This is a genomic window from Lentzea aerocolonigenes (assembly GCF_000955955.1).
In the GTDB taxonomy this organism is placed as follows: domain Bacteria; phylum Actinomycetota; class Actinomycetes; order Mycobacteriales; family Pseudonocardiaceae; genus Lentzea; species Lentzea aerocolonigenes_A.
Genome location: NZ_JYJG01000225.1, coordinates 1 through 24,159 on the forward strand (window position 1 = coordinate 1; position 24,159 = coordinate 24,159).

28 protein-coding genes are annotated in these 24,159 nt (G+C 68.1%); 12 read left to right on the plus strand and 16 right to left on the minus strand.

Annotation, left to right across the window (positions count from 1 at the left end; all coding sequences use genetic code 11):
* Positions 1-190: 190 nt before the first annotated feature.
* Together UK23_RS50610 and UK23_RS27400 are read right to left on the minus strand one after the other, a co-directional pair.
* Entirely contained in the window at positions 191-367 is a 177-nt protein-coding gene (locus UK23_RS50610) for a DUF397 domain-containing protein (RefSeq protein ID WP_082115015.1), read from the minus strand.
* A complete protein-coding gene (locus UK23_RS27400) occupies positions 342-1,313 on the minus strand; it encodes a helix-turn-helix domain-containing protein (protein WP_156213422.1) in 972 nt (323 codons plus the stop codon). The genes UK23_RS50610 and UK23_RS27400 overlap by 26 nt, the downstream gene beginning before the upstream one ends.
* Before the next feature lie 109 nt (positions 1,314-1,422).
* Here UK23_RS27400 and UK23_RS27405 point away from each other — a divergent pair, with 109 nt between their 5' ends.
* Both UK23_RS27405 and UK23_RS27410 read left to right on the plus strand, forming a co-directional pair.
* The gene (locus UK23_RS27405) at positions 1,423-1,698 is read left to right on the plus strand and encodes a hypothetical protein (protein WP_045314535.1); all 276 of its coding nucleotides are present in this window, start codon (positions 1,423-1,425) and stop codon (positions 1,696-1,698) included.
* Positions 1,699-1,915: 217 nt separating this feature from the next.
* Positions 1,916-2,239: a hypothetical protein gene (locus tag UK23_RS27410; RefSeq protein WP_045314536.1), complete on the plus strand. Its 324-nt coding sequence runs from the start codon at positions 1,916-1,918 to the stop codon at positions 2,237-2,239.
* Between the two features lie 56 nt (positions 2,240-2,295).
* On the opposite strand, the gene UK23_RS27415 is transcribed toward UK23_RS27410, so the two are convergent.
* The 8 genes from UK23_RS27415 to ruvC form a co-directional block, all read right to left on the minus strand.
* Positions 2,296-2,589 carry a DUF6355 family natural product biosynthesis protein gene (locus UK23_RS27415; RefSeq protein ID WP_052685108.1) on the minus strand — a complete coding sequence of 98 codons (294 nt, stop codon included), beginning with the start codon at positions 2,587-2,589 and terminating at the stop codon, positions 2,296-2,298.
* Between the two features lie 89 nt (positions 2,590-2,678).
* Positions 2,679-3,170 (minus strand): adenine phosphoribosyltransferase, encoded by a 492-nt coding sequence (locus tag UK23_RS27420; protein WP_156213424.1) that lies wholly within the window; start codon positions 3,168-3,170, stop codon positions 2,679-2,681.
* 23 nt (positions 3,171-3,193) lie between these two features.
* Positions 3,194-4,348, minus strand: a complete 1,155-nt coding sequence (secF, locus tag UK23_RS27425) for a protein translocase subunit SecF (protein ID WP_045314539.1) — start codon at positions 4,346-4,348, stop codon at positions 3,194-3,196.
* A gap of 1 nt (position 4,349) precedes the next feature.
* A complete protein-coding gene (gene secD / locus UK23_RS27430) occupies positions 4,350-6,137 on the minus strand; it encodes a protein translocase subunit SecD (protein WP_045314540.1) in 1,788 nt (595 codons plus the stop codon).
* A gap of 129 nt (positions 6,138-6,266) precedes the next feature.
* Positions 6,267-6,611 carry a preprotein translocase subunit YajC gene (gene yajC, locus UK23_RS27435; RefSeq protein WP_045314541.1) on the minus strand — a complete coding sequence of 115 codons (345 nt, stop codon included), beginning with the start codon at positions 6,609-6,611 and terminating at the stop codon, positions 6,267-6,269.
* A gap of 93 nt (positions 6,612-6,704) precedes the next feature.
* The gene (gene ruvB / locus UK23_RS27440) at positions 6,705-7,733 is read right to left on the minus strand and encodes a Holliday junction branch migration DNA helicase RuvB (RefSeq protein ID WP_045314542.1); all 1,029 of its coding nucleotides are present in this window, start codon (positions 7,731-7,733) and stop codon (positions 6,705-6,707) included.
* A complete protein-coding gene (ruvA, locus tag UK23_RS27445; RefSeq protein ID WP_045314543.1) occupies positions 7,730-8,311 on the minus strand; it encodes a Holliday junction branch migration protein RuvA in 582 nt (193 codons plus the stop codon). Before ruvA ends, ruvB begins: the two co-directional genes overlap by 4 nt.
* Before the next feature lie 30 nt (positions 8,312-8,341).
* Positions 8,342-8,908, minus strand: a complete 567-nt coding sequence (gene ruvC / locus UK23_RS27450) for a crossover junction endodeoxyribonuclease RuvC (RefSeq protein WP_045314544.1) — start codon at positions 8,906-8,908, stop codon at positions 8,342-8,344.
* 136 nt (positions 8,909-9,044) lie between these two features.
* Between ruvC and UK23_RS27455 the strand changes: the two genes are divergently transcribed.
* The 4 genes from UK23_RS27455 to UK23_RS27470 are packed head-to-tail and all read left to right on the plus strand — an operon-like array spanning position 9,045 to position 12,316.
* Entirely contained in the window at positions 9,045-10,550 is a 1,506-nt protein-coding gene (locus UK23_RS27455) for a GGDEF domain-containing protein (protein ID WP_231114698.1), read from the plus strand.
* Positions 10,547-10,978, plus strand: a complete 432-nt coding sequence (locus UK23_RS27460; protein WP_082115016.1) for a cupin domain-containing protein — start codon at positions 10,547-10,549, stop codon at positions 10,976-10,978. Before UK23_RS27455 ends, UK23_RS27460 begins: the two co-directional genes overlap by 4 nt.
* A 10-nt stretch (positions 10,979-10,988) precedes the next feature.
* Positions 10,989-11,792 carry an alpha/beta fold hydrolase gene (locus UK23_RS27465; protein WP_045314545.1) on the plus strand — a complete coding sequence of 268 codons (804 nt, stop codon included), beginning with the start codon at positions 10,989-10,991 and terminating at the stop codon, positions 11,790-11,792.
* Positions 11,789-12,316 carry a S1 RNA-binding domain-containing protein gene (locus tag UK23_RS27470; RefSeq protein WP_045314546.1) on the plus strand — a complete coding sequence of 176 codons (528 nt, stop codon included), beginning with the start codon at positions 11,789-11,791 and terminating at the stop codon, positions 12,314-12,316. The genes UK23_RS27465 and UK23_RS27470 overlap by 4 nt, the downstream gene beginning before the upstream one ends.
* Here UK23_RS27470 and UK23_RS27475 read toward each other — a convergent pair.
* Positions 12,300-13,172, minus strand: coding sequence for a hypothetical protein (locus UK23_RS27475; protein ID WP_052685109.1), 873 nt, complete (start codon positions 13,170-13,172; stop codon positions 12,300-12,302). The genes UK23_RS27470 and UK23_RS27475 overlap by 17 nt on opposite strands.
* An 82-nt stretch (positions 13,173-13,254) precedes the next feature.
* Between UK23_RS27475 and UK23_RS27480 the strand changes: the two genes are divergently transcribed.
* Both UK23_RS27480 and UK23_RS27485 read left to right on the plus strand, forming a co-directional pair.
* A complete protein-coding gene (locus UK23_RS27480; RefSeq protein ID WP_045314547.1) occupies positions 13,255-13,695 on the plus strand; it encodes a MarR family winged helix-turn-helix transcriptional regulator in 441 nt (146 codons plus the stop codon).
* Between the two features lie 51 nt (positions 13,696-13,746).
* Positions 13,747-15,126, plus strand: coding sequence for an FAD-binding oxidoreductase (locus UK23_RS27485; protein ID WP_045314548.1), 1,380 nt, complete (start codon positions 13,747-13,749; stop codon positions 15,124-15,126).
* Here the strand turns inward: UK23_RS27485 and UK23_RS27490 are convergent.
* Together UK23_RS27490 and UK23_RS27495 are read right to left on the minus strand one after the other, a co-directional pair.
* Complete coding sequence (locus UK23_RS27490) at positions 15,116-15,718, minus strand: alpha/beta hydrolase family protein (protein ID WP_052685110.1); 603 nt, start codon at positions 15,716-15,718, stop codon at positions 15,116-15,118. The genes UK23_RS27485 and UK23_RS27490 overlap by 11 nt on opposite strands.
* A gap of 11 nt (positions 15,719-15,729) precedes the next feature.
* Complete coding sequence (locus UK23_RS27495; protein ID WP_045314575.1) at positions 15,730-16,413, minus strand: SDR family oxidoreductase; 684 nt, start codon at positions 16,411-16,413, stop codon at positions 15,730-15,732.
* A gap of 49 nt (positions 16,414-16,462) precedes the next feature.
* On the opposite strand from UK23_RS27495, the gene UK23_RS27500 reads away from it, so the two are divergent.
* Positions 16,463-17,500, plus strand: coding sequence for a serine hydrolase (locus UK23_RS27500; RefSeq protein ID WP_231114699.1), 1,038 nt, complete (start codon positions 16,463-16,465; stop codon positions 17,498-17,500).
* A gap of 111 nt (positions 17,501-17,611) precedes the next feature.
* Here the strand turns inward: UK23_RS27500 and UK23_RS27505 are convergent, their stop codons facing one another.
* The 3 genes from UK23_RS27505 to UK23_RS27515 are packed head-to-tail and all read right to left on the minus strand — an operon-like array spanning position 17,612 to position 20,569.
* A complete protein-coding gene (locus UK23_RS27505; protein WP_045314549.1) occupies positions 17,612-18,418 on the minus strand; it encodes a sugar phosphate isomerase/epimerase family protein in 807 nt (268 codons plus the stop codon).
* Positions 18,400-19,404 (minus strand): dihydrodipicolinate synthase family protein, encoded by a 1,005-nt coding sequence (locus UK23_RS27510; protein ID WP_231114700.1) that lies wholly within the window; start codon positions 19,402-19,404, stop codon positions 18,400-18,402. Before UK23_RS27510 ends, UK23_RS27505 begins: the two co-directional genes overlap by 19 nt.
* 22 nt (positions 19,405-19,426) lie before the next feature.
* Positions 19,427-20,569, minus strand: coding sequence for a Gfo/Idh/MocA family protein (locus tag UK23_RS27515; protein ID WP_045314551.1), 1,143 nt, complete (start codon positions 20,567-20,569; stop codon positions 19,427-19,429).
* 122 nt (positions 20,570-20,691) lie between these two features.
* Between UK23_RS27515 and UK23_RS27520 the strand changes: the two genes are divergently transcribed.
* From UK23_RS27520 to UK23_RS27530, 3 genes are all read left to right on the plus strand, one after another.
* Positions 20,692-21,708, plus strand: a complete 1,017-nt coding sequence (locus tag UK23_RS27520; protein ID WP_045314577.1) for a LacI family DNA-binding transcriptional regulator — start codon at positions 20,692-20,694, stop codon at positions 21,706-21,708.
* 120 nt (positions 21,709-21,828) lie between these two features.
* Complete coding sequence (locus UK23_RS27525; protein ID WP_045314552.1) at positions 21,829-23,136, plus strand: hemolysin family protein; 1,308 nt, start codon at positions 21,829-21,831, stop codon at positions 23,134-23,136.
* Positions 23,133-24,158, plus strand: a complete 1,026-nt coding sequence (locus UK23_RS27530; protein WP_045314553.1) for a hemolysin family protein — start codon at positions 23,133-23,135, stop codon at positions 24,156-24,158. The genes UK23_RS27525 and UK23_RS27530 overlap by 4 nt, the downstream gene beginning before the upstream one ends.
* Position 24,159: the final 1 nt, after the last annotated feature.

Below are 24,159 nucleotides of genomic sequence, written 5' to 3' on the forward strand. Positions count from 1 at the left end.
CACCCACCGCATCCCGCGTCAGCGGGCACCCCAGGCGGACAGTCATGGCCGAATCGGCAAGCGGCGGGGACAGGACCGCTCGGGGCAAGGCGATCACCGGCATGGCGGGAGCAAGGTAGGCGCGCAGTGAGAGCGCGTCGGCTGCGCTGGGCGATGCGGCGATCAACGCCCAAGGGACCTGCGCGGCCGGTCAGGCCAGAGTTGCCACGAACGCGCGCCACGCCGGCGTCGAGAAGGCCAGCACGTCGCCGCGCGTGGCCTTCGAGTCACGCACGATGGCGTCCTCGGCCAGGGAGACCTCGATGCAGGCGCTGTCGCCCTGGGGACCGCTGTACGAGCTCTTACGCCAGCTCCGCTTGTGGCTCATGCGAGTCCTTCCGGAGGGTGCTGACGTACTTCGCCAGCAGGCTCCGCGATTGTCCCTCATCCAAGGCGAGGGCATCCAACCGCTTGAAGAACTCGCGGCTCTGCGCGATGGCGGCACCATCATGCGCAAACACCCTGGCCATGTCGGTTTCGCTGTACGCGACCGGGACCAGTTTGTCGGACCTGAACAGCATCCGTGCGGACATCCGGATCGGGCCTGGACCGGCCGACATCGGCACGATCCTCAGGATGTGCGTGCGGAAAAGCATGCGCAGGTATTGCTCCTCCATGACCTGCTCGTCGCCCACGTGCAGCCGAAGGGCGAGCTCGTGCACGTAGAAGACGCACTCCGGCCGGTGTTGCACCCGTTTCAGGATCGCCTGCCGATCCATCCGCCATTTCAGGAACTTGTCGATGTCTTCTGGGGTGTTGTTGCCGCTCGCGAGCAGTGTCCGCGCATATTCGGGCGTCTGGATGAGGCCGGGAACCGACAGCACGTCGTAGGTGGTGATCTTCTCTGCCCTGGCCTCGGTCATGGCCAGGGTGCGGAGGTTGTCGGGCACCAGCAACACGTACGGGTCGAAGGCGTAGCGGTAGCGGTCGCGGAAGCGTTCGAAGAACTCCGTGTCGCGGCCGCACTTCATCATGAATTGGATCAGGTCGATCTCGCTCGCACGCGCCTTGCCGTTCTCGATGTTGGAGACCTTGCTCGGGTCCCAGCCGAGTTCCTCGGCGAAGGAGGCACCGGTCAGCGTCGTGAACTTCTCGCGCAGCCGACGTAGTTCGTCGCCCAGGTCGCGGCTGTAAGCGGTGGAGGTGATCGCAGTCATGCGGCCGACCGTAGAGATTGCCCTCGGTCCACGGACCGGCTCATTCGGGTGAAAACGGGTGTTGGCTCTTCCGTCGCAGGGTGATCGCTCATGTGTTCGACCGTACTGCAAGATCACGGGATAAAAGCACGTCAGACCATACACATTCGGGTGAATGGACTACCTAAAACCATAGGCGCCGTTATTGTTCATCTCTCTCTAGATGACCGATGAGAGACTCACCGGCGTGAGAACCCTGCTGTGGTGCGCCGCGATGAACACCGTCTGGCTCGGCACCATGGCGTTCCTTGCGCTCGACGACCCCACCAACTTCGACTCACGAGCCCTCGCCGGCTCCATCGCCGCCTGGCTGCTGGCCACGACCGCGAGCTGGCTGCTGTTCCGCGGAGCAGGCAGGGCCCAGTGGTGGCAGCTGGCCGTGTGGACGTTCCTGGTGTCGATCGTGGCCCTGGTCTTCGTCACGATCAGCGCGGCCTTCGTGGCGCCGCCGCCCCCGAGCTGACATCATCGAAACCTGTCCTGGGGGGACCTGAACATGCACGCACCGGCGAAACCGCGGCCGCACTGGCACTGCCTGGCCTTCGCCGGCATCTGGCATGGCGGCTGATTCTGCTGGGCCCGCCGATCTTCTACTTCCTGTGGGCGTTGACGGTCGTCGTCGCCTACCGCTTCGTCGTACCGATCACGAGCTGAACCACACGTCCTGGGGGGGGGACCTGATGCACACGCCTGTTGAACAGAGAACGCCACTCGCGCACTGCCTGTTCGGCGCGTCGGTCTGGTACGTCGCGCTTCTGGTCGCGTTCGGCATCGCGGAGGTGCGAACCGGGACAGACGCGCCCATGACGCTCGTAGCGGCCGTCGGCGGTGCCGTCGTACTGGCGATCAGCACAACGCTCTTGTGGGCGCTGATGCGCGTGATCAAGGCGCGCATCGAACCGACGCTGATGATCCTCGTGGCGTTGCCGATCTTCGGCGTGACGTGGTTCGCGCTGCACGTGCTGTTGTTCGTGTTCGCCGTCGCCTTCCTGATGCCCCGCTAGAACGCCGAGAGGGGCGGCGCCGCGGCGCCGCCCCTCTCAGAAAAATCACGAACCCGTCAGGGAGTGCAGTTCGGCTCGCCGATGTACCACGCGAAGTCCGTGGTGGCCGCGTCGTACCGCAGCGGCGTGGTGCCGGGCCGCACGCACTGGTTGTAGTTCGCGGCAGGCCAGTTGTTGCGAACCTTGATCATCACGGTCGTCGGGCCGCAGTGGTTGTAGAAAGCCCACTGCACGCCACCGGACGGCGCTTCGAAGTAGCCGCACGGGTCCGCCATCGCGGACGGCGTGACCGCCACACCGGTACCCACAGCCATCGCCACGGCAGCGGCGATCCCCCAGATCTTGCGCACGAGATGCTCCCCCAGAATCGGATGAAGTCGACTTACCGCGCAAAAGCTAGCGGCAGAATCACTCCACGTGGAAGAGCGGCGACGCGCAGTTACACACTGAGCAGAGCTTGCACGTCGCGGCCGGCCAGCCGCGTGCGCCCGCCCAGAGCTGCGATCTCCAGCACCACGGACACCCCGGTCACGATGCCGCCGGCGCGTTCGACCAAGGCGCAGGCGGCCTCGGCGGTGCCACCCGTGGCGAGCACGTCGTCGACCACGACAACGCGCTGACCGGGCTGAATGGCGTCTGCGGGCAGCTCGAGCGACGCGGTCCCGTACTCCAGGTCGTAGGACTGGGAGTCCGCGACCACCGGCAGCTTGCCCGGCTTGCGCAGCGGCACGACGCCGTAGCGCCAGCCGTAGCCGAGAGCAGCACCCAGGAGGAAGCCGCGCGACTCGATGGCGGCGATCACCTGGGTGCTGTCGTCGATCTTGTCCTGCAGCGCGTCGACCACGGCGCGCAGGGCGTCCGGGTCGGCGAGGACGGGCGTGAGGTCCCGGAAGACGACCCCCGGCAGGGGGAAGTCGGGGACCTCACGCATCAGTCCCAGAGCACGATCCAACTTCAACGCTGACGCTTTCCGGTCGGGCGGCGGCGCGAGTCCGCGGCCTTGGCGGTGCGGTGCGGCACCGACGCGGCGGCGGCCATCGCCTCTTCCTGGCGCAGGTCGGCGGCGAGGGCGTCCTCGTCGACCGACTCGATGCCCTCGGCGACCTGAGGACCGGCTGCCTTGGCGCGGCGGGCGGCCACGCGCTTGGCCTGCGAGATGTACTTCGGGTCGCGCATCTTCAGGTCGACCAGCACCGGGGTGGCGATGAAGATCGAGGACAGCGCACCGATGAACATACCCACGAGCTGCACCAGCGCGAGGTCCTGCAGCGTGCCGACGCCCAGGATGCCGACGCCGACGACCAGCAGGCCGATGACCGGTAGCAGCGCGATCAGCGACGTGTTGATCGAGCGCATCAGGGTCTGGTTCAGCGCGAGGTTCGCAGCCTCGGCGTACGTGCGGCGGGTCAGGCCCAGCAGGCCTCGGGTGTTCTCCTTGACCTTGTCGAACACGACGACCGTGTCGTACAGGGAGAAGCCGAGGATGGTGAGCAGACCGATCACCGTCGCCGGCGTCACCTCGAACCCGATGAGCGAGTACACGCCCGCGGTGATGATGACGTCGTGGAAGACGGCGACGAGCGCGCCGACGGCCATTCGCCATTCGAAGTAGAACGCCAGGAACACCGTGACCGCGACGAAGAACCAGAAGAGGGCCCAGAGGGCCTTGCCGCTGATCTCACCACCCCACGACGCGGAGACGGCGCTGTCGGAGATCGCCCCCTGGCCGCCCTTCGGGTTGGTGTCCTGCGCGAGCGCGCCCTTCAGGGTCGCGACCTCACCGACGCTCAGCGCGGGCGACTTGATCTGGATCGTCGCGCTGTCACCCTTGCCGACCGCCTGCACGGCGTTCGCCTTCTTGCCGGGCAGGGCCTTCGCGTAGGCGTCCTCTACGGACGCCACCGAGATGACCTGGCCGGACTGGGAGATCGACGGCATCGAGACCTTCGTGCCGCCCTCGAAGTCGATGCCGAGGTTGAACCACTTGAAGACGATCGAGCCGATGCAGATCAGCAGGATGATGCTGGAGGTGATGTACCAGCGCGTGCGCTTGCCGACGATGTCGAAAGCGCCGTTGCCCACGTAGAGGCGCGTGAACACGTTGCTCATGTCAGGCCTCCTTCACGGTGCCGGGCTTGCCGGTCACGGCGGCGCGGTGAGCCGCACCCTCACGTGCGGCACCACCCAGGCCGGACAGGTTCGGGTTGGAGAGGAACTTGGACTTCGAGGCCACCGCGACCAGCGGGTGCGTCACGAGGAACACGACCACGAGGTCGAGGACCGTCGACATGCCCAGGGTGAACGCGAAGCCCTTCACCTGACCGACCGCGATCACGTACAGCACGGCGGCGGCGATGAAGCTGACCGCGTCGGCCGAGAGGATCGTGCGGCGCGAACGGACCCACGCGCGCGGCACGGCCGAGCGGAACGTCCGGCCCTCGCGCACCTCGTCCTTCAGTCGTTCGAAGAAGACGATGAACGAGTCGGCGGTGATACCGATGGCGACGATGAAACCTGCGATGCCGGCGAGGTCGAGGGTGAACCCGATCCAGCGGCCCAGCAGCACCAGCACGCCGTAGACGATCACGCCGGACAGGGCCAGCGACAGGATCGTCATGATGCCGAGCAGGCGGTAGTAGAACATGCAGTAGACGAACACCAGCGCGAGGCCGATGCCACCGGCGATCAGACCCGCCTTGAGCGACTGCAGGCCGAGCGTCGGGGAGATCGTCTGCGCCTCGGAGGAGTCGAAGGACAGCGGCAGCGCGCCGTACTTCAGCGTGTTCGCGAGGCTCTGCGCCTCCTTCAGCGTGAACTTGCCGCTGATCTCGGTGGAGCCGCCGGTGATGGCCGACTGGATGGTCGGCGCGGACATGACCTCACCGTCGAGCACGACCGCGACGGCCTGCTGGACGTTGGCGGAGGTGAACTTGCCCCACTTGATGCCGCCGTCGGACTTGAAGTCGAGGTTGACGACGTAGCCGGTGCCGTTCGGGTTCTTGTTGGCCGCGGCGCTGTTGATGTCCTCACCCGACAGGCGGGAGTACGTGGAGTAGTCGTCCGGCTTGGTCTGCGTGTCTTCCTTGGGCGGGTTGACCGGCGCCAGGATGTACTTGTACGCGCCCTTCTCGCCACAGGTGACGAGCGGCTTGTCCAGGTCGTCGTTGCCGCGCAGCGGGTCCGGCTTCGAGCAGTCGAGCATGAGCGCGGCCTGCTGCAGGATCGACTGGTCGGTGGCCTGGCGCAGGGCCTTGGCCTCCTGGATCTCCTTCGCCAGCTTCGGGTCGACGTTCGACGGAGCGGACGGCGTGCTCGGCGGCGTGCTCGACGACGGGGCGGAGCTGCTCGACGGCGGCGTGCTCGACGGCTGCGCGGCCAGGTTCGGAGCGGGGCGGCCCTGCGGGGCACCGCTCGACGGCGGCGGCGCGACGGTCTGACCGGAGGACGGCGGGGTGCTCGTGCCGCTCGACGGCGGGGTGCTCGACGACGGCGGCTCGGTGTTCGGGGCGGCACCGGCCGGAATCGGCTGGCCCAGGACCTTGCGGAACGACAGGCGGGCGGTCTGGCCGAGGCCCTTCGCCCCTTCGCTGTCCGCGCCGGGCACGGTGATCGTCAGGTTGCTGCCGTCGCGCACGACCTCGGCACCGGACACGCCGAGACCGTTGACACGGACCTCGATGAGGTCACGTGCGCGGTCCAGCGCCTCCTCGCTGGGCTGGGCACCGTCCACCTGACGCGCGGTCAGCGTGACGATGGTGCCGCCCTGAAGGTCGATACCGAGCTTGGGTTTGGCCGAACCGTTCCCGGTGAGGAACACCAGGGCGTAAAGAGCGACCACGATGAGGACAAAACTCGCCAAATACTTCGCAGGGCGAATTTGCCCGGCCGGAGGTGCCACGATCCGTCCGTCTCCTAGTAGCGATGGTTTCCGAGCGCGCAGCGTAACGCGCGCCGCGTGAGCTGCGCGTCACTACCTGGAGTCGGCGGATTTCACAGTTGCCAACTCCAGGTAGCCGAGCTTATGCGGTTACTTCTTGGCGTTGTGGTCCAGGGGCTCGGCGACCTGTGCGGTGGTCACCTCGGCCTCGACCGGCTCGTCGGTCGTCTCCTCGACGGCCTCATCGGTGTCGACGACCTTCTCGCGGATGGCGGCGCGCAGCCACCGGGTGACGACACCCTCGGAGATCTCGATGTCGATGGTGGTGTCGTGGCTCGCGTCGGCGACGGTGCCGTAGAGACCCGAAGTCGTCATCACCTTGTCGCCGGGAGCGAGGTCGTTCTGCAGCTTCTGCTGCTCGGCCATCGCGCGCTTCTGCTTGCGCGCGCTGAGGAACAGCGGCACCGCCAGCAGAACCAGAAGCAACGGGAACATCAAAGACGAAAGACTGCCCATCATTCTCCGATCAAGTGGACGTACCTCGACGCACGTCCGATATGTCCAGGTGCTTTCACCGATTGTGCCAGGTCACCACAGTTGATCACCGGCGGGCGGTTCCAGCCCCAGGTGGTGCCACGCGGCGGGCGTCGCCACTCGGCCGCGTGGTGTCCGGGCCAGCATGCCAGCCCGCACCAAATACGGTTCGCACACCTCTTCGACCGTGGTCGGCTCCTCACCGACCGCGACGGCGAGGGTGGACACCCCGACGGGCCCTCCGTTGAAGCTCCTGACCAGGGCACTCAGCACCGCCCTGTCGAGCCGGTCGAGTCCCAGTTGATCGACGTCGTAGACCTGCAGGGCCTGTTTCGCGATCTCCTCCGTGACCCTGCCGTCGGCCCTGACCTCGGCGAAGTCCCTGACCCTGCGCAGGAGCCTGTTCGCGATGCGGGGCGTGCCTCGTGAGCGGCCGGCGATCTCTTTGGCGCCGTCGTCGTGCACGTCGACGCCGAGGATCTTGGCGCTGCGCTTCACGATCAGATCGAGGTCTTCCGGCTGGTAGAACTCCATGTGGGCGGTGAAGCCGAACCGGTCCCTCAGGGGTCCGGTCAGCGATCCGGACCTGGTCGTGGCTCCCACCAGCGTGAACGGCGCGATGTCGAGCGGGATGCTGGTCGCGCCGGGTCCCTTGCCGACGACGACGTCGACCCGGAAGTCCTCCATGGCGAGGTACAGCATCTCCTCAGCCGGCCGGGCCATCCGGTGGATCTCGTCGATGAACAGCACATCGCCCTCGACGAGGTTGGACAGCATCGCGGCGAGGTCGCCCGCCCGTTCCAACGCCGGGCCGCTGGTGATGCGGATCTGGCTGCCGAGCTCCTTGGCGATGATCATGGCGAGGCTGGTCTTGCCCAGGCCGGGAGGGCCGCTGAGCAGGACGTGGTCCGGCGCGGTGCCCCGCCGCATGGCGCCGTGCAGGACGAGTTCGAGCTGCTCGCGAACCCGCTGCTGGCCGACGAACTCGCTCAGGTCGGCAGGCCGCAGGCTGGTCTCGAGATCGCGCTCGGCCGGGACCGCGTACGGGCTGAGCTCGTCTTCTTGGAACTCGTCGCCGGTCACTTGCGCCCCAGGGTGGCGAGCGCCCTGCGCAGGACCGCGGACGTGGACTGGTCCGGGTTCTCGCCGAGGACGTTGTCGACGGTCGTCTCCGCCGCCTTGGCCGGGAAGCCGAGGCCGAGGAGGGCCTCGACGACGTGGTCACGCGTCTGGCTGTGCGCGGGCGTGCTGGGCGTCGGGAGGGCGCCGACCTTGTCGCGTAGCTCGATGATGAGGCGTTCTGCGCCCTTCTTGCCGATGCCCGGGACCTGCGTCAGCACGGTGATGTTGCCTTCGGCGAGCGCGTGGCGGAGCTTGTCCGGTTCCAGCACGGCGAGCGTCGCGAGGGCGATCCGCGGGCCGATGCCGCTGACCGTCTGGAGCAGGGAGAACAGCTCACGGGCCTCGGCGTCGGCGAACCCGAACAGCGTCAGGGAGTCCTCGCGGACGATCAGGGTGGTGGCGAGGCTGGCCTCCTCACCGCGCCGGAGCGTGGCGAGCGTGGTCGGCGTCATCTGGACGGCGAACCCGACGCCGCCCACCTCGACGACGGCGTGGTCGAGGCCGACGTGCTGCACCTGGCCGCGCAGTGACGAGATCACCTGGTTCCTCCGGACTTCACTCGCTGGACCTTAGTTCGTGCGCTTGGCGGCTTCGGCGAGCCGGGCTTTGTGCACGCGGGCCAGCTCAGCCGCCTTGGCCTGCGCCTCCTGCATGCGGTTGCGCATCGGCGCGCGCCAGTGGTGGCAGATCGCGAGCGCCAGCGCGTCCGCCGCGTCGGCCGGCTTCGGCGCCACCTTCAGCCCCAGCAGCTTCGTCACCATGAGCGTGACCTGCGCCTTGTCCGCGCGGCCCGACCCCGTGACCGCCGCCTTCACCTCGGACGGCGTGTGGAACTCGACCGGCAGCCCCCGCTGCGCCGCCGCCAGCGCCACCACGCCCGACGCCTGCGCGACCCCCATCGCGGTGCGGACGTTGTGCTGGGCGAAGACGCGTTCGATGGCGACGACCTCAGGTTCATAACGGTCCAGCCACTCACACACGCCGATGTACAGCTCGTGGAGACGCACGGACAGATCAGCGTCCACGGGCGTGCGCAGGACGTCGACGGCGACCGCGCGCACCGTCCGGCCCGGCCCGCCGTCGACCACGCCGAAGCCGCACCTGGTCAGACCGGGGTCGACCCCGAACACCCGCACAACAGCTCCCCACGACCGGAACGAACAACAGTTCGAAACCATATCCGGTGCACGGAAGGGTGTTGAGCACCGACACGGTTCGACAAGTCCAGGTCGCCGTTACTACGGTGGTCGGGTTTCGATCACAGGAGATGCGGTGAAGCGGTTCTGGCTCGTTGTGGGGTGCGTCGGCACCTTCATGGCGGTCACCATCCTCACCGCCCTCGCCGTGCCGCGTGAGATCGGCATCGCGATCGACAAGGTCGTGCAGCTCCTCTTCGCCGTGGCAGCGCTTTTTGCTTATGCGCGCCAACGCAACGCGTGGATGACGGCCGCCATGACGAGCCTGACGATCGGGCTGTCGGCGTGGATCTGGGGTCAGCAGATCCTGGGTGTGCAACTGCCGTCGACGACGATCGCGCCGCTCGGGTTCACCATGGTGCCGGTCCTGTGCCTGGCCGCGCTGGTCGTGAAGGCGCAGCAACGCCGTGCCGACGACCTGCTGCCGAACTACCGCAGCCGCACGGTCGTGGTGCTGGACGGGCTGATCGTGGTGCTGGACGGGCTGATCGTGATCGGGTCGTTGTTCGTGCTGACGTGGGTGTCGGCGCTGGAGTCGCTGACCCGCGCGTGGGCGACCGAGGGCCCTGGTTTCGCCACCGTGGTCGCACATCCCGCCGCGTACCTCGTGCTGCTCGTGGCCATCGTCGTGATGTCGTGGACGCATCAGTCCGTGCGTCAGTGGCCGATGCTGTTCGTGGCGTTGGCCGGTGTCGCGCAGTCGTCGTCGGGCTGGGTGTTCGCGTTCTACATCTCGAAGGGGATCACGGCGATCCCGGCGACCGCGGACATCGGGTTCATGCTGTGCCCGGCGTTCTTCCTCCTCAGCGCGCTGGCGCCGGTCCGCAATCTCGAACCCACGTCCGGCCGCATGCGCATGGCCGATCTGCTGCATCTGCTCGTGCCGTACCTGCCGCTCGCGATCACCGGGCTGTTCGTCCTGTGGAACACGGCGACCGGCGGCCGTCTCAACCCGATGGAGATCTACGTCGGGCTTGCCGTGGTGTGCTTCGTGATCGTGCGTCAGCTGCTCACGATGATGGACAACGTCCGGTTGATGGACCAGCTCCGCATCTCTCGCGAACAGCTACGGCACGAGGCGACGCACGACCCGTTGACGAGCGTCGCGAACCGTTCCTTGTTCCGCGAACGGCTGGATCGCGCTTTGGCCGTCCGGGACCGGTCGCGGCCGTTGATCCTGCTGTTCATCGATGTCGACGGGTTCAAGGCGGTCAACGACAACCACGGGCACGCCGAGGGTGACTACGTGCTGCGCAACGTCGCGGCACGGCTGGAGCACAGCGTCCGGCCCGAGGACACCGTGGCACGGCTGGGCGGCGACGAGTTCGGCGTGCTGGTCGACGGCGGGGATGCCGACGAGATCGGCGCGCGGTTGCTGGCCTCTCTCAGCCATCCGCACGAGGTGCACGGCCGGATCCACCGCGTGCACGCCAGCATCGGTGTGGCGCAACGGTTTTCGTACGATCCCACTGTTACGGCCGACGACGTGCTCGGTGCCGCGGACGCCGCGATGTACACGGCGAAGCGGCTCGGCAAGGGCATGGTCGTCGTGCACGGTTCACCGCTTCCGGAGATGACGTGACCCCTGAGCAGTTGATCGAGTCGCTCGGCATGCGGGAACTTCCTGTGGAGGGCGGGTACTTCGCGCAGACGCACCGCTCCGACGAGGTGTCCGCGATCGCGTACCTGTTGCAGAAGCCCGACTTCTCGGGGATGCACGTGCTGAAGCACCTGGAGATCTACAACTTCCACGCCGGGTCGCCGTTGGAGATGCTGCTGCTCTTCCCGGACGGATCTGTTTCGCAGCCTGTGTTGTCGGCCGCGAATCCTCAGGTCGTCGTGCCCGCGGGTGTGTGGCAGGGCAGCGCGCCGGCTGGCGACTGGTCTTTGGTGGGCACGGTGGTGGTGCCGCCGTACACCGACGACATCGTGTCATTCGGGCACGCGGACGAGCTGTGCGCGCGTTATCCGTCTCACGCGGCGGAGATCAAGGCGTTGTGCCGCTTCTAGGATCTTGAGCATGGCGATCGTCCCGTTGAACGGCATCGAGCTGAACGTCCGGACCGAGGGGTCGGGCGAGCTGGTCGTGCTGGTCATGGGCACCGGCAGTCCCGGCCGCGTGTGGCGCACCTACCAGGTGCCCGCGCTGGTCAAGGCCGGTTACCGGGTCGCTCACTTCGACAACCGGGGCATCAGGCCTTCGTCGGAGTGCGGTGCCGGCTTCACGATCGACGACATGGTCGCCGACACGGCCGCGCTGATCTCGCACCTGGGCGGCCCGGCTCACGTGATCGGCACGTCGCTGGGCGCTCGCGTCACGCAGGAACTGGCGCTCGCTCGCCCGGATCTCGTCTCGTCCGCCGTGATGATGGCGACCTCCTCGCGCCCCGAGCCGGTGCAGCAGGCCTGGTCGCGCAGCCTGATGGACCTGTACGACAAGGGAATCGAGGTGCCGCCGTCGTTCTACGCGGCGGCCTCCGTGGCCCGCAACGTCTCCCCCGCCACGCTGTCCGACCCGGCCATCGCACGCGACTGGCTGCAGCTGTACGAGTTCGCGGGCTCGTCACTCGGCCCCGGCGAGCGCGCGCAGCTCGCGTTGAACGACTTCGAGCCGCGCGCCGACGCCTACCGCGCGATCACCGTGCGCTCGCTGGTGATCGGGTTCGCCGACGACCTCGTCCTGCCACCCCGCCTGTCACGCGAGGTGGCGGACGCGATCCCCGGTGCCCGCTACGCCGAGGTCGCCGACTGCGGGCACATCGGCTATCTGGAGCGGCCGGACGAGGTGAACCGGCTGCTCGTCGAGTTCCTGGGTGGCTCGTGAACCCGCGGGAGCACCCCGAGCTCGAGGCGTTCCTGAGCTCGCTGGAAGCCGGCCGGCGGATGTCCGGTGAGGTTGCGGCGATCGAGCGGTTCGGCGTGTTCGTGAAGCTGGACGAAGGGCCTGACCACCCGGTCTTCCCGGGCGTCGGGTTCGTCACGATCCCGGAACTGACCTGGCGGTACATCGACGCAGCCGGTGACGTGGTGCGGGTCGGACAGCGCGTCACCACCGAGTTCCTCCAGTACGACACGTCGAACATGGAGGCCCGGCTGTCGTTGCGGGCAACGCAGCCGGACCCCTTTCAGGCGTTCGCCGACAAGAGCGCGGTGGGACAGCAGATGCGCGGTCAGGTCACCAAGGTGGTCCCGATCGGCGTCTTCGTCCGTGTCGCCGACGGCATCGAGGGTCTGGTCCACGAACAGGACCTCACCTCCGCGCCGCTGGTCGGCGACGAGATCACGGTCGTCATCACCGAGATCGACCGCGTGCTCCGCAGGCTGCGGCTCGCTAGCGGTCGAGGCTGAACTCGTCCGTCGTGCCGCCCTTCAGCAGCACATCCAGGTTGCCGCTCACCACGTAGGTGCCGTGCGGCGTGCGGGCCGCGGTGGTCGGCGCGGTCGGCCAGTCGCGCTGGGACTTGATCTGCCACGTGCGGGTGTCGAGCAGGGTGACGGCGTTCTTGCCCGGCGCGCCCAGGGTGTTCGTGACGACCACCAGGCCGTCGCGAGTGAGCGTCAGGCCGTCCGCGCCGAGCAACCGAGGTGCGGGCAGCTCCTCCACGTGGCCACGCGTGACCTTGAGCAGCGCGCCGGTCGTGTAGTTGCCGGTGACCAGGAATCCCCTGGGGTCCCAGACGACTCCGTTGTTGCCGATGGTCGCCGCGAGCCTCGGGTCCGACGCGAACGCCGTGACCTCGCCCGAGAGCGAGACCTTCCAGATCGTGTCGCCGGCCGGGCCGGTGACGTAGGCGTTGCCCAGCGGGTCGACCGTCACGTCGTTGGCGCCGTTCGGAACGTCGACGAACTTGATGACACGGCCGGTGCGCAGGTCGAAGATCCCGAGGCCGGACTGGCCCGGCACCGACCGTTCGCCCAGGCCGATGTCCCCGTACGCGACGAGCACGCGGCCGCGGTCCACCTGGATGCCGAACGTGGACACCATCCGCGTACCGGTGACCAACGGCCGGACGTGGCCCGACGGACTGACGAGCGACACCGTGCCGTGGCGCACTGAGCTGACCAGGAACTGTCCGCGGGCCGGATCCCACTGCACGCCTTCCGGGTGCAGCGACGGCGATAAAGCCGCGATGTGTCGGGGCGTGGCCGAAGCCGTGCCCGTGAGCAGCAACAACGCCGCCATCACAGCAAGCGCGATGCGCATGGTTCCCCTCCAGTAAGAGCACTGACAGCTATCAGGGTTCTGATAACTATCCATACTCTTACCACACTCCTACGATGAACGGATGCGCAGCGGTGATCGGATCGGCGGTGACATCAAGCGCGCCGAGCAGGACCTGATGGCCGCGAAGGCGGCCGCGGTGAAGCCGGCGGGCCTGACCGTGCCGCAGTACTCGGCGCTGCTGGCGTTGAGCGAGCACCCCGGCGCACCCGCGGCGGAGCTCGCCCGGTTGTGCCTGGTCACGCCGCAGACGATGACGACGATCCTGCAGAACCTGGTCGCGCTGGGGCTCGTCGAACGCACGCCGCACCACTGGCAGCGCAACGTCCTGGAGAACCGGCTGACCGAGGCCGGGCAGGCGAAGTTCCGCGAGGCCGACCAGGGAGCCGTCGCGGTCGAGCAGAGACTGGCCGACGCCTACACCGACGAGGAGCGAGCGCAGCTGAAAGCGCTGCTGCAGCGGTTCTCCGAGGTGTTAGGGAGTTCTTACCGGACGCGCGACTAGGCCGATCGCGGCGCACCCTGTGTGACACCAGTCACATGTGGAGGTTCCGCCATGACCAACCTGGACAGCCTGCGTGCCGCCTTCTCCGGCACTCTGCACACGCCACAAGACCAGTCCTATGAGGACGCGAGAGCTGTCTTCAACAGCACCATCGAGACCAGACCGGCGGTCATCGCCCAGTGCGACCACACCGCCGACGTGCAGGAAGCACTCGCTTTCGCGCAACGTGCCGGGCTGCCCGTCGCGGTGCGCAGCGGTGGTCACAGCGTCGCGGGCGCGAGCCTCGTGCAGGACGGGCTCGTGCTGGACATGCGCCGGATGAACGCCGTCTCGATCTCCCCCGACGCCCGCAGCGCCGTGGTGGGCGGCGGAGCGACCTGGAGTGCGTTCGACCAAGCAGCGCAACCGTTCGGTGCCGCCACGACCGGCGGCAGGGTCTCCACGACGGGAGTCGCCGGCCTGACGCTGGGCGGCGGGTCGGGTTGGATCGAGCGCAAGTGCGGGCTGTCGTGCGACAACCTGCTCGCCGTCGACCTGGTGCTCGCCGACGGAAGGACGGTGACCGCGAGCGAGACCGAGAACACCGACCTGTTCTGGGCGTTGCACGGTGGTGGCGGCAACTTCGGCGTGGCCACGTCGTTCACGTTCCAGCTGCACCCGCTGCCGGACTTCTCCTTCGCACTCCTGCTGTGGCCCGCAGAGGAGGGCGAAGCCGCTGTCCGCGCGTATCGCGACTTCGCCGGCACGGCACCAGAGGAGGTCGGCGGCGGCGCGATCTACCTGACCGCGCCGCCGGAGGAATTCGTGCCCGCGGAGCTCGTCGGCCGGCTCTGCTGCGGCGTTCTGGTCACCTACATGGGCAAAGCGGAAGACCTGCCCGGCCTCGTCGCCCCGCTCGCCGCCCTGGAGCCGCGCGCGTTGGTCGTGACCGACATCCCCTACGCCCACTTCCAGTCCATGCTGGACGATCCACCCGGCTTCCGGAACTACTGGTCCGCCGAGTACCTGCGCTCACTGCCCGACGAAGCAGTGCGCGCGTTCTGCGCCGCCTCCGAACTGATGATCACCCCGTCGCCGTCCCAGCAGGGCATGATCCCCTGGGGAGGCGCGGTAGCCCGCGGCGCCGCCGACTGGCCGATGGCCAACCGCGACACACCCTGGGTCGCGCATCCGTTGGGGCTGTGGGAAAACCCCGCGGATGACCAGCGAGCCCGCGACTGGGCGCATGGGCTCCGCGACGTGCTCGCACCGTGGTCCACCGGCGCGGTCTACCTCAACTTCATCGGCGACGAGGGAGCGGACCGCGTCGTCGCCGGCTACGGCAGGGAGAACTACGACCGGCTGGCCGCGATCAAGGCCGAGTACGACCCCGGCAACCTCTTCAACCTGTGGCACAACATCGTGCCCCGCAAGCCCGCGGTCAGCGCCTGACGAACCGAACGATCTCCTCGACCATCTCGGCGAGGAACTTCGCGCGGTCGAAGGCCGGATCCTCCGCCACACCAGGCGGAAGCGTGTGCAGGAAGCTGAAGTGCCCGGCGCCCGGTACGACTCGCAGATCCACCGGGCCCGCGGCACTGCGCAACAACTCCGCCTGCGCCATCGGCGTGACGGTGTCGGCCGTGCCCGCGAAGACGAGCATCGGCACGTCGACCGCGTCCAACGCGCCAGGAGCCCCGAACCACCCGGCGGCAGGCGCGAGCAGCACGAGCCGGGAAATCCGGTCCGAGCGGGGCACTTCGATCGGCCGCCGGTCACGTCCCCACGGCACCGCGCCCGCGAGGCACAACGCGGCCCACGCACCGATCGAATGGCCGATCACGACGACCTCGGAGCCCTCGGTGCCGTCCAGCGCTTCGAGCAGCCCACGCGGTCGCACCAGCAGTTCCTCCGTGGCGGCCTGAGGCAGCAGCCGGTCGAACCGGGGAGCGATGACCTGCAAACCCTGGTCCGCCAACGCATCCAGCAACGGCCGGTGACGCTCCGGATCGCCGCCACCACCGACCGCGAACAACACGACCACGCGAAACCCCCTCAGCGATGGGCAGCCTGCCCGGTAGGCCGGATCAGGATCTCATTCACGTCCACCGTGGACGGCTGCGACACCGCGTAAAGCACCGCCCTGCCAACGTCTTCCGGTCGCAGCTTCGGATCGCCGGCCCTGGAGGCGGGAATCGCGTCGGTGTCGACGAGTCCGGGTTGGACGACGGTCACGCGCACGCCGGTGCCCACCGCCTCGGCCCGGATCGCCTGCGCCAGCCCGGTGATCGCCCATTTCGTGGCCGAGTACAAGCTTCCCGGCCGCACACCTCGTCCGGCCGCAGAGCCGGTCAGCACCAGGTGCCCGCCCGAGCGCATCAGGGCGGGCATCGCCGCGCGTGCGGTGAAGGCGGGCCCGCAGACGTTCGTGACGACCATGCCGGTCCACTCGGCGGGTTCGGCGCCCGCGTCCGATATGAACGAAGTGTCCACAGAGGCGCCCGCGTTCGCGAACACGACGTCGATGCGGCCCCACCGCGACTCCACTCGCGACATGAGTTCCTGCACGGAATCCCATGAGGAAACGTCACATTTCGCGTCCCAGCCGCGGTCACCGACAGATTCTTCGACGGAGCGTGACGCCCTGACCACGCGATACCCCGCGTCAGCCGCCAAAGCCGCCGTAGCCGCCCCGATGCCGCGGGAAGCGCCGGTCACCATGAAGACGTTTTCCATGATCGGAACCCTAGTCAGAGATCTGTCAGGGGCGCCTGTTTTGATGTTGCGCATGACTTTGAACCGCAGGTCCGTGTTCGGGCTGGGAACCGTCGCGGCCGCGACGGCCGTGCTCGGCTCCAATGGTGCGGCAGCACAGGCGCAGGAAGACGCGGAGGTCGAGATCGAACGCTTCCCGACCACCGCGGAGAGGTCACGCAAGCGCGTGGCGCAGGTCTACCGCAGGCAGGTCAGAAAAGCCCGCGGCACCTGGTCGTCCTTCATCACGGTGGCCGACCTCGACGGCAACACGAAGTCCGCCGTCGACGAGGACGCGGACAAGGTCGTCGAGGCCTACAGCGTGAACAAGATCGCGGTCGCGGTGGCGGTGATGGACAAGGTCGACCGCGGACTGATCAAGCTCACGGATCAGGTCGACGTCACCGAGGCCATCGTCATCCAGGACACCGACGGCATCTTCGCGCTCGACGGGGCCTACCCGAGCAAGGTCACGGTTGGTCACGCTCTCGCGAACCTGCTGACGGTCTCCGACAACACCGCGGTCCGCCTGTGCGGCCTGGTCGTGCCGGCGCTCGAGCTGAACCAGATCCTGCGGGACAAGGGTTTCGTGCACACGCAGGTCGTGCCGGTCGCGAACCCGAACCGGTTCTTCCTCGGCACCACGACGGCACGCGAGATGCACACGTTGCTGGCGAAACTGGTCGACGGGCAGCTGCTGTCCGCGGCGTCCACGGCGTACCTGTTGAACATCCTGCGGGCGACGGCGAGCTTCACCGACGGCGTGCGGCTGAACCTCACGACCAACGAGCGGCTGCGCGTCGCGACGAAGGCCGGCTGGTTCGAGGACGGCCGAAACGAGGCCGGAATCATGTTCAGCGAGGACAATCGGGCAATCTTGATCTACTCGATGTTCGCGTCCGGCGCGTTCGCCGGTGACAAGGCGCAGAACGACCAGGACTTCAGCACCACGCACCCCGCTGTCGCAGCTCGCGCCGAGCTCGGCCGGTCGATGTTCGACGCCGTCATCAAGATCACGACCACGAAGCCGAAACACCGTGCAAAGGTTTACAGGTTCTTCAACGGCGGCTGATTCCTGAGATTTATCTGAAAACTGGACCAAAGACCTCTGGTTTTCGGATATATACATACCAACGCCGGGGTCGGTCGTCGCCGCCGTCGACGACCGGCTTCCCCGCGTTGGTCAGAGCGCCGGTTCCACAATGGAGTGGTACCGCCGCGAAACCTCCCCGATCACCTCGTCGAAGTCCGCCGCCCAGATGTCGGCGTTGAAGATCTCCACTTCGATGTCCCCTGAATAGCCCGTCGCGGCGACGTGCCTGGTCAGCCGGTCGAGATCGATGTCGCCATCTCCCGGATAACCGCGGCCCAGCAACACGTCCGCCGGCACCGGCGTGAGCCAGTCGCACACCTGGTACGAGGCGATCGACGAACCCGCCCGCGCGATCTGCGCGTCGAGATCCGGGTCCCACCACACGTGGAGAGCGTCCACGACGACGCCGACCGACTCGTGCTTCTCCGCGATGTCCAGCGCCTGCGCCAACGTCGACAGCACGCCGCGGTCCGCGCAGAACACCGGGTGCATCGGTTCCAGAGCGAGCACGACCCCGGCGGCCTTTGCCTCGACGGACAGCTCCGCGATCGCGTCCGCGACGCGCTGACGTGCGCCGATGAGGTCCTTGTCACCTGCCACGCCACCGACGACCATCACCAGCGTGTCGGTGCCCAGCGCCGCGGCTTCCTCGATCGCGCGCCGGTTGTCGTCCAAAGCCGCGCGGTTGTCGAGCGCCGTCAGAAATCCACCGCGGCACAACGACGACACACGTAGTCCTGCGTCGCGGACGATCTTGGCCGACCGTGCGAGTCCCTGGTCCGCCACCGGTTCACGCCACAGGCCAACCGCTTCGATGCCGTGCCGCGCACACCCGTCAACCGTTTCGACGACGGAAGCGCGCTTGATCGTCGCCTGGTTCAGCGAGAGGCGAGCCATTGCTGCCACCGCCGTTCCGCGAACTCCGGTTCAATCACGCCCGCGATCTCCGCGAGCCGTTTCGCCTCGGCCAGGTGCTCGACGCTGCGGGCGGTTTCCAGGCCGTCGAGCAGCAGGAACTGTTCCTGGTGCCCGGCCAGCCACGCCAGGAACACCACACCGGTCTTGTAGTAATAGGTCGGCGTGCTGAACAGGTGGCGTGACAGCGGAACCGTCGGCGCCATGATCCGGTGGAACTCGTCGGTGTCACCTTCCGCGAGCTTTGAGAGCGCTTTCGCGGCCACCGGTGCGATCGGGTCGAAGATGCCGAGCAACGCGTGGCTGTACCCCTCCGAGTCGCCCGCGATCAGGTCCGGGTAGTTGAAGTCGTCGCCGGTGTAGCAGCGGACTCCAGCCGGAAGCCTGCGCCGCAGCCCGATCTCGTGGTCGGCGTCGAGCAACGACACCTTCACGCCGTCGACCTTGTCGGGGCGGGCCGCGATGATCGCCAGGAAGTTGTCCGTGGCCTGGTCGACCTCCTCCGCGCCCCAGTAGCCCTGCAGCGCCGGGTCGAACGCGGTGCCGAGCCAGTGCAGGATCACCGGTTCGCTGACGCTGTCCAGCAACGTCCCGTAGACCTTCTCGTAGTCCTCAGCGCTCTTCGCGGTGGCCGCGAGCTGGCGTGAGCACATCAGCACGGGCTGCGCGCCCGCTTCCTGCACGACGTCAAGTTGCTCCAGGTACGCCTTGAGCACGTCGTCGAGGCCGGCCTCGCCGGTGAGGTGGTCAGTGGCGACGCCCGCGCAGATCCGGCCGGTCTTCTCGGCGGCGCTGCGGCGGATCAGCTCGGCGGCGGTCGGCCAGTCGAGGCCCATGCCGCGTTGCGCGGTGTCCATGGCTTCCGCGACGCCCAGGCCGTGCTCCCAGAGGTGGTGCCGGAACTTCAGCGTCGCGTCCCAGTCGACCGTGCGCTCGTCCTTCGCCACAACGTGTGCTGCCGCGAACACGATGCGATCACATTGATCTTGGCTAGACATCGGCGATCTCCACCCGGCGACCCTCCGAAGAGGACTGGAGTCCGGCTGCGGCCAGCGCGACACCTCGTGCACCCGCGCGGAAGTCGTGCGGGAACGGCGTGCCCTGGTAGACGTGCCGCAGGAACTCCGCCCACTGCACCTTGAAGCCGTTGTCGAAGTCCTCGTTGTCCGGCACCTGCTGCCACTGGTCGCGGAACGGGTGCGTGACCGGCAGGTCCGGGTTCCAGACCGGCTTCGGCGTGACGGCGCGGGGCTGCACGAAACATTCGCGCAGCCCCGCGACCGCACTCCCCTCGGTGCCGTCCACTTGGAACTCGACGAGCTCGTCACGGCGCACCCGCACGCACCACGACGAGTTGATCTGGGCGATGACACCGTTTTCGATCTCGAAGATGCCGTAGGCGGCGTCATCTGCCGTGGCCGCGTACGCGGTGTCCTGCTCGTCCCAGCGGGTTGGAATGTGCGTGACGGCCTTCGCCGTGACCGCTTCGACACGGCCGAAGAGGTTGTGCAGCAGGTAGCTCCAGTGGCAGAACATGTCGCTGACGATGCCGCCGCCGTCCTCCGCCCGGTAGTTCCAGCTCGGGCGTTGCGCGGGCTGCCAGTCGCCCTCGAAGACCCAGTAGCCGAACTCCCCGCGCACGCTGAGGATCCGGCCGAAGAAACCGCCGTCGATCAGCCGCTTGAGCTTGCGGATGCCGGGCAGGTAGAGCTTGTCCGCGACGACGCCGTGTTTCACGCCCTTCGCGTCGGCGAGCGCGGCCAGCTGGAGCGCTTCCTCGACGGTCTCGCTGACCGGCTTCTCGGTGTAGATGTGCTTGCCGGCCTCGATGGCCTTGGTGATCGACTCGACGTGCCTGGACGTGACCTGCGAGTCGAAGTAGATCTCCACGGACGGGTCCGCGAGCGCCGCGTCGAGGTCCGTGGTCCAGCGCGCGAGGTCGTGTCGTTCCGCGATCTCCTTGAGCTTGTCGGCGTTGCGGCCCACGAGCACGGGTTCGACCTTGATCACAGTCCCGTCCGGCAAGCGCACGCCTTCTTCGCGCAGCGGGAGGAGGGACCGGACCAGGTGCTGGCGATATCCCATCCGCCCGGTGACGCCGTTGACCGCCACTCCGATGGTCCGAACCGCCATCACACCTCCCTGGTAGCAGCGCTGGAAAGCGCTTTCCCGCCACGCTAATAGCGGCGCTTGACGGCCGTCAACCTCCGCGCGAGTTAGTCTCAGCGCTCACATGCACGTTGACGGAGGTGGTCGTGTCCGCACGACAGGTGACGCTCGCCGAGGTGGCCAAGCAGGCGGGTGTGTCGCTGGCGACCGCTTCGCGCGTGCTCAACGGCAGCACGCGGCAGGTCAGCGAGGAGCTGAGCGACCGCGTCCTGCGCACCGCGGAGCAGCTCGGTTACGTGCCGAACGCGTCCGCGCAGGCGCTGGCCCGCAACTCCAGTTCGCTCGTCGGCCTGGTGGTGCACGACATCACCGACCCGTACTTCTCGTGCATCGCGGCGGGTGTGACGCGGGTGGCCGAGGAGGCGGGGCTCGTCGTCGTGCTCGGCACGACCGGTCGCCGGCCCGAGCGCGAGGTGGAGCTGCTTTCCACTTTGCGTGCGCATCGGGCGCGTGCGGTGGTGCTGGCCGGTTCGCGGACGACTGATCGTGCGTCGCAGGCGCGGCTGGCTGCCGAGATCGACGCGTTCACCGAGCAGGGCGGGCGGGTCGCGTGCGTGTCGCAGGCGAAGCTCGGAACCGACACCGTCGTTCCCGGCAACCGTGCGGGAGGGCGTGCGCTGGCTCGCTCGCTGGCCGAGCTCGGGCACAAGAAGTTCGCCGTATTGGGTGGACCTTCGGAGCTCGTGGTGGCTCGTGATCGGCTCGCGGGGTTCAAGGCCGGGCTCGCCGACGCCGGCGTCGCACCGCCCGTGGTGATCAACGGGGCGTTCACGCGTGACGGCGGGTACGAGGCTGCTTTGGAGCTGCTGGCGTCGAAGTCGCGCACCACCTGCGTGTTCGCCGTGACCGACGTGATGGCGATGGGCGCCATGGCTGCGCTGCGGGAACGTGGTGTGCGGGTGCCTGAGGACATGTCGATCGCGGGGTTCGACGACATTCCCACTTTGCGCGACACCGTGCCCGCTCTGTCGACCGTGCGGCTGCCGCTGGAGGAGATGGGCGAGATCGCGGCGGGCCTGGTTCTGGACGCCGGTGGTGACGAGGCCCGCACTGTCCGTGTGGCGGGCGAGGTGGTGCTCAGGGCCTCGACTGCTCACAATTAGACTCATCTGGCTGTACACGTACTTAGTCACGAGGAGTTGAGCCGTCCCCATGGGGTCTGGCCCTGGCTGGCATACCAACCCGGTCCCTAGCTGCGCCCACGTTTTCCGGGGAGCGCGCAGGTGACCGGAATACTTCTGAGCGTGCTCGGTCTGCTCGCCGTCGTGGCGCTGACCGCGGGCACCTTCATCGCGGTGGCGGCGGAGTTCTCGCTGACCGCGCTGGAACGCAGCACGGTCGAGCGGCACGTCGCCGAGGTCGGTGACACGAAGGCGCGGACGATCGACCGCGCCCACCGCACGTTGTCGTTCCAGCTCTCCGGCGCACAGCTCGCGATCACGTTGACCACGCTGATCACCGGTTACATCGCGGAGCCCGCGATCGCCGCACTGATCGAGCCGGGGCTCACATCGGTGGGCGTGCCGCACACCGTCGCCGGTTGGTTGTCGCTGGCCCTGGCTCTGGCGATCGCCACGGCGTTGTCGATGATCTTCGGGGAGCTGGTGCCGAAGAACCTCGCGATCGCGAAGCCGCTGGAGACCGCGCGGCTGGTCGTCGGCATTCAGGCGGCGTTCTCCACGGTGTTCCGCTGGTTGATCAACTGGATGAACAACTCGGCGAACTGGCTGGTCCGGCGCTTGGGCGTGGAGCCGGTCGAGGAGCTGGCCTCCGCCAGGTCGCCCGAGGAGCTGGGTGCGCTGGTGCGGACGTCGGCCGAGCACGGGACTCTCGACCAGAGCACCGCGGTGTTGCTGGACCGGTCGTTGCGGTTCGGCGATCGGACGGCCGGCGAGCTGATGACGCCGCGTGTGCACGTCGAGGCCCTGCGCGCGGACGCCACGGTGCTGGATCTGGTGTCGAAGGCTCGCGAGACCGGGTTCTCGCGCTTCCCGGTGCACGACGGGTCGTTGGACGAGGTGCGCGGCATCGTGCACGTCAAGCAGGCGTTCGCCGTGCCTGCCGCTCTGCGCGGGACGACTCCTCTCTCGGCTCTGACGCGGCCCGTGTATTCGGTGCCGGAGACGCTGGAGGGCGACGCGCTGCTGGACCGGCTGCGGGCCTCCGGCTTGCAAACGGCGCTGGTCGTGGACGAGTACGGCGGCACGGCCGGCATGGTGACGCTCGAGGACGTCGTCGAGGAGATCGTCGGCGACGTGCGCGACGAGCACGACCGGGGCGAGGCGCCGCCGGTGCGGTCGCTCGGCAAGGACAGCTGGCTCGTGTCCGGCCTGCTGCGCGACGACGAGGTGGCCGAGGCGACCGGGTTCCACATGCCGGAAGGTGACTACGAGACCCTGGCCGGCTTGGTCCTGTCCCGGCTGGGGCGCATTCCGGACGTCGGCGACGAGATCCGCGTCGACGGCTGGAGGGTGACCGTGATGAGGATGGACCGCCACCGCGTGGCCGAGCTGCGGGTGGTGTCGTCGTGAACTTCCTGATCGTGATCTTGTTGCTGGCGGGCAACGCGTTCTTCGTCGGTGCAGAGTTCGCCGTGATCACCGCACGCCGTGACCGCCTGGAAGCCCTGGCGGACAAGGGTTCCGCGCGCGCCCGCACTGCGATCAAGGCGTCGCAGCAGCTGCCGTTGCTGATCGCGGGCGCCCAGCTGGGCATCACGCTGTGCTCGTTGGGTCTGGGTGCGATCGCCGAGCCTGCTTTGGCGTCGGTGCTGGAGGGGCCCCTCGGTGCTGTTGGGCTGCCTCTGGCCGTGGTGCACGGTGTGGCGTTCGCGGTGGCCTTGGTCATCGTCGTCGCGCTGCACACGATCCTCGGCGAGATGGTGCCGAAGAACCTCGCGATCGCCGGTCCGGAGCGGGCCGCGGTGTGGCTGGTGCCGGTGCACTACGGCTTCTCGCGGATGATCGCGCCTGCTCTCGCGCTGTTCACCCTCGCCGGCCGGTGGGTGCTGCGCCGCTTCGGTGTGGAGCCGGTCGAGGAACTGGAGTCGGCCTACACGCCCGATGAACTGGCGTTGCTGATCGGCCAGTCGCGGTCGGAGGGCTTGCTGGAGGACTCGGAGCACCGCCGGCTGGCGCAGACGTTGTCTTCGACCGAGCGCACGGTGGCTGATGTTTTAGTGCCTCTGGACCGGCTGACCACCGTCTCGGCATCGCCGACCGTGGGCGAGATCGAGGCCGCCGTCGCCGCTACCGGGTTCTCGCGGTTCCCGGTGCTGTCGGATGCCGGGCTGATCGGGTATCTGCACGTCAAGGACGTGCTGGACCTGGAAGGCGCGGCCACCTCGGTGCCGCGCGCTCGGGTGCGCGGCCTGCCAGAGGTGCCGGTGGACGCTCGCCTGGACGAGGCTCTCACCGCCTTGCGCCGCGCGCAGTCGCACCTCGCGCGCGCGGTCTCGGCTGACGGTTCGGTGTTCGGTGTGGTGGCCTTGGAGGACCTGGTCGAGGAGTACGTGGGCACGGTGCGCGACGGCACCCACGTCCGCTGGGTCTAGC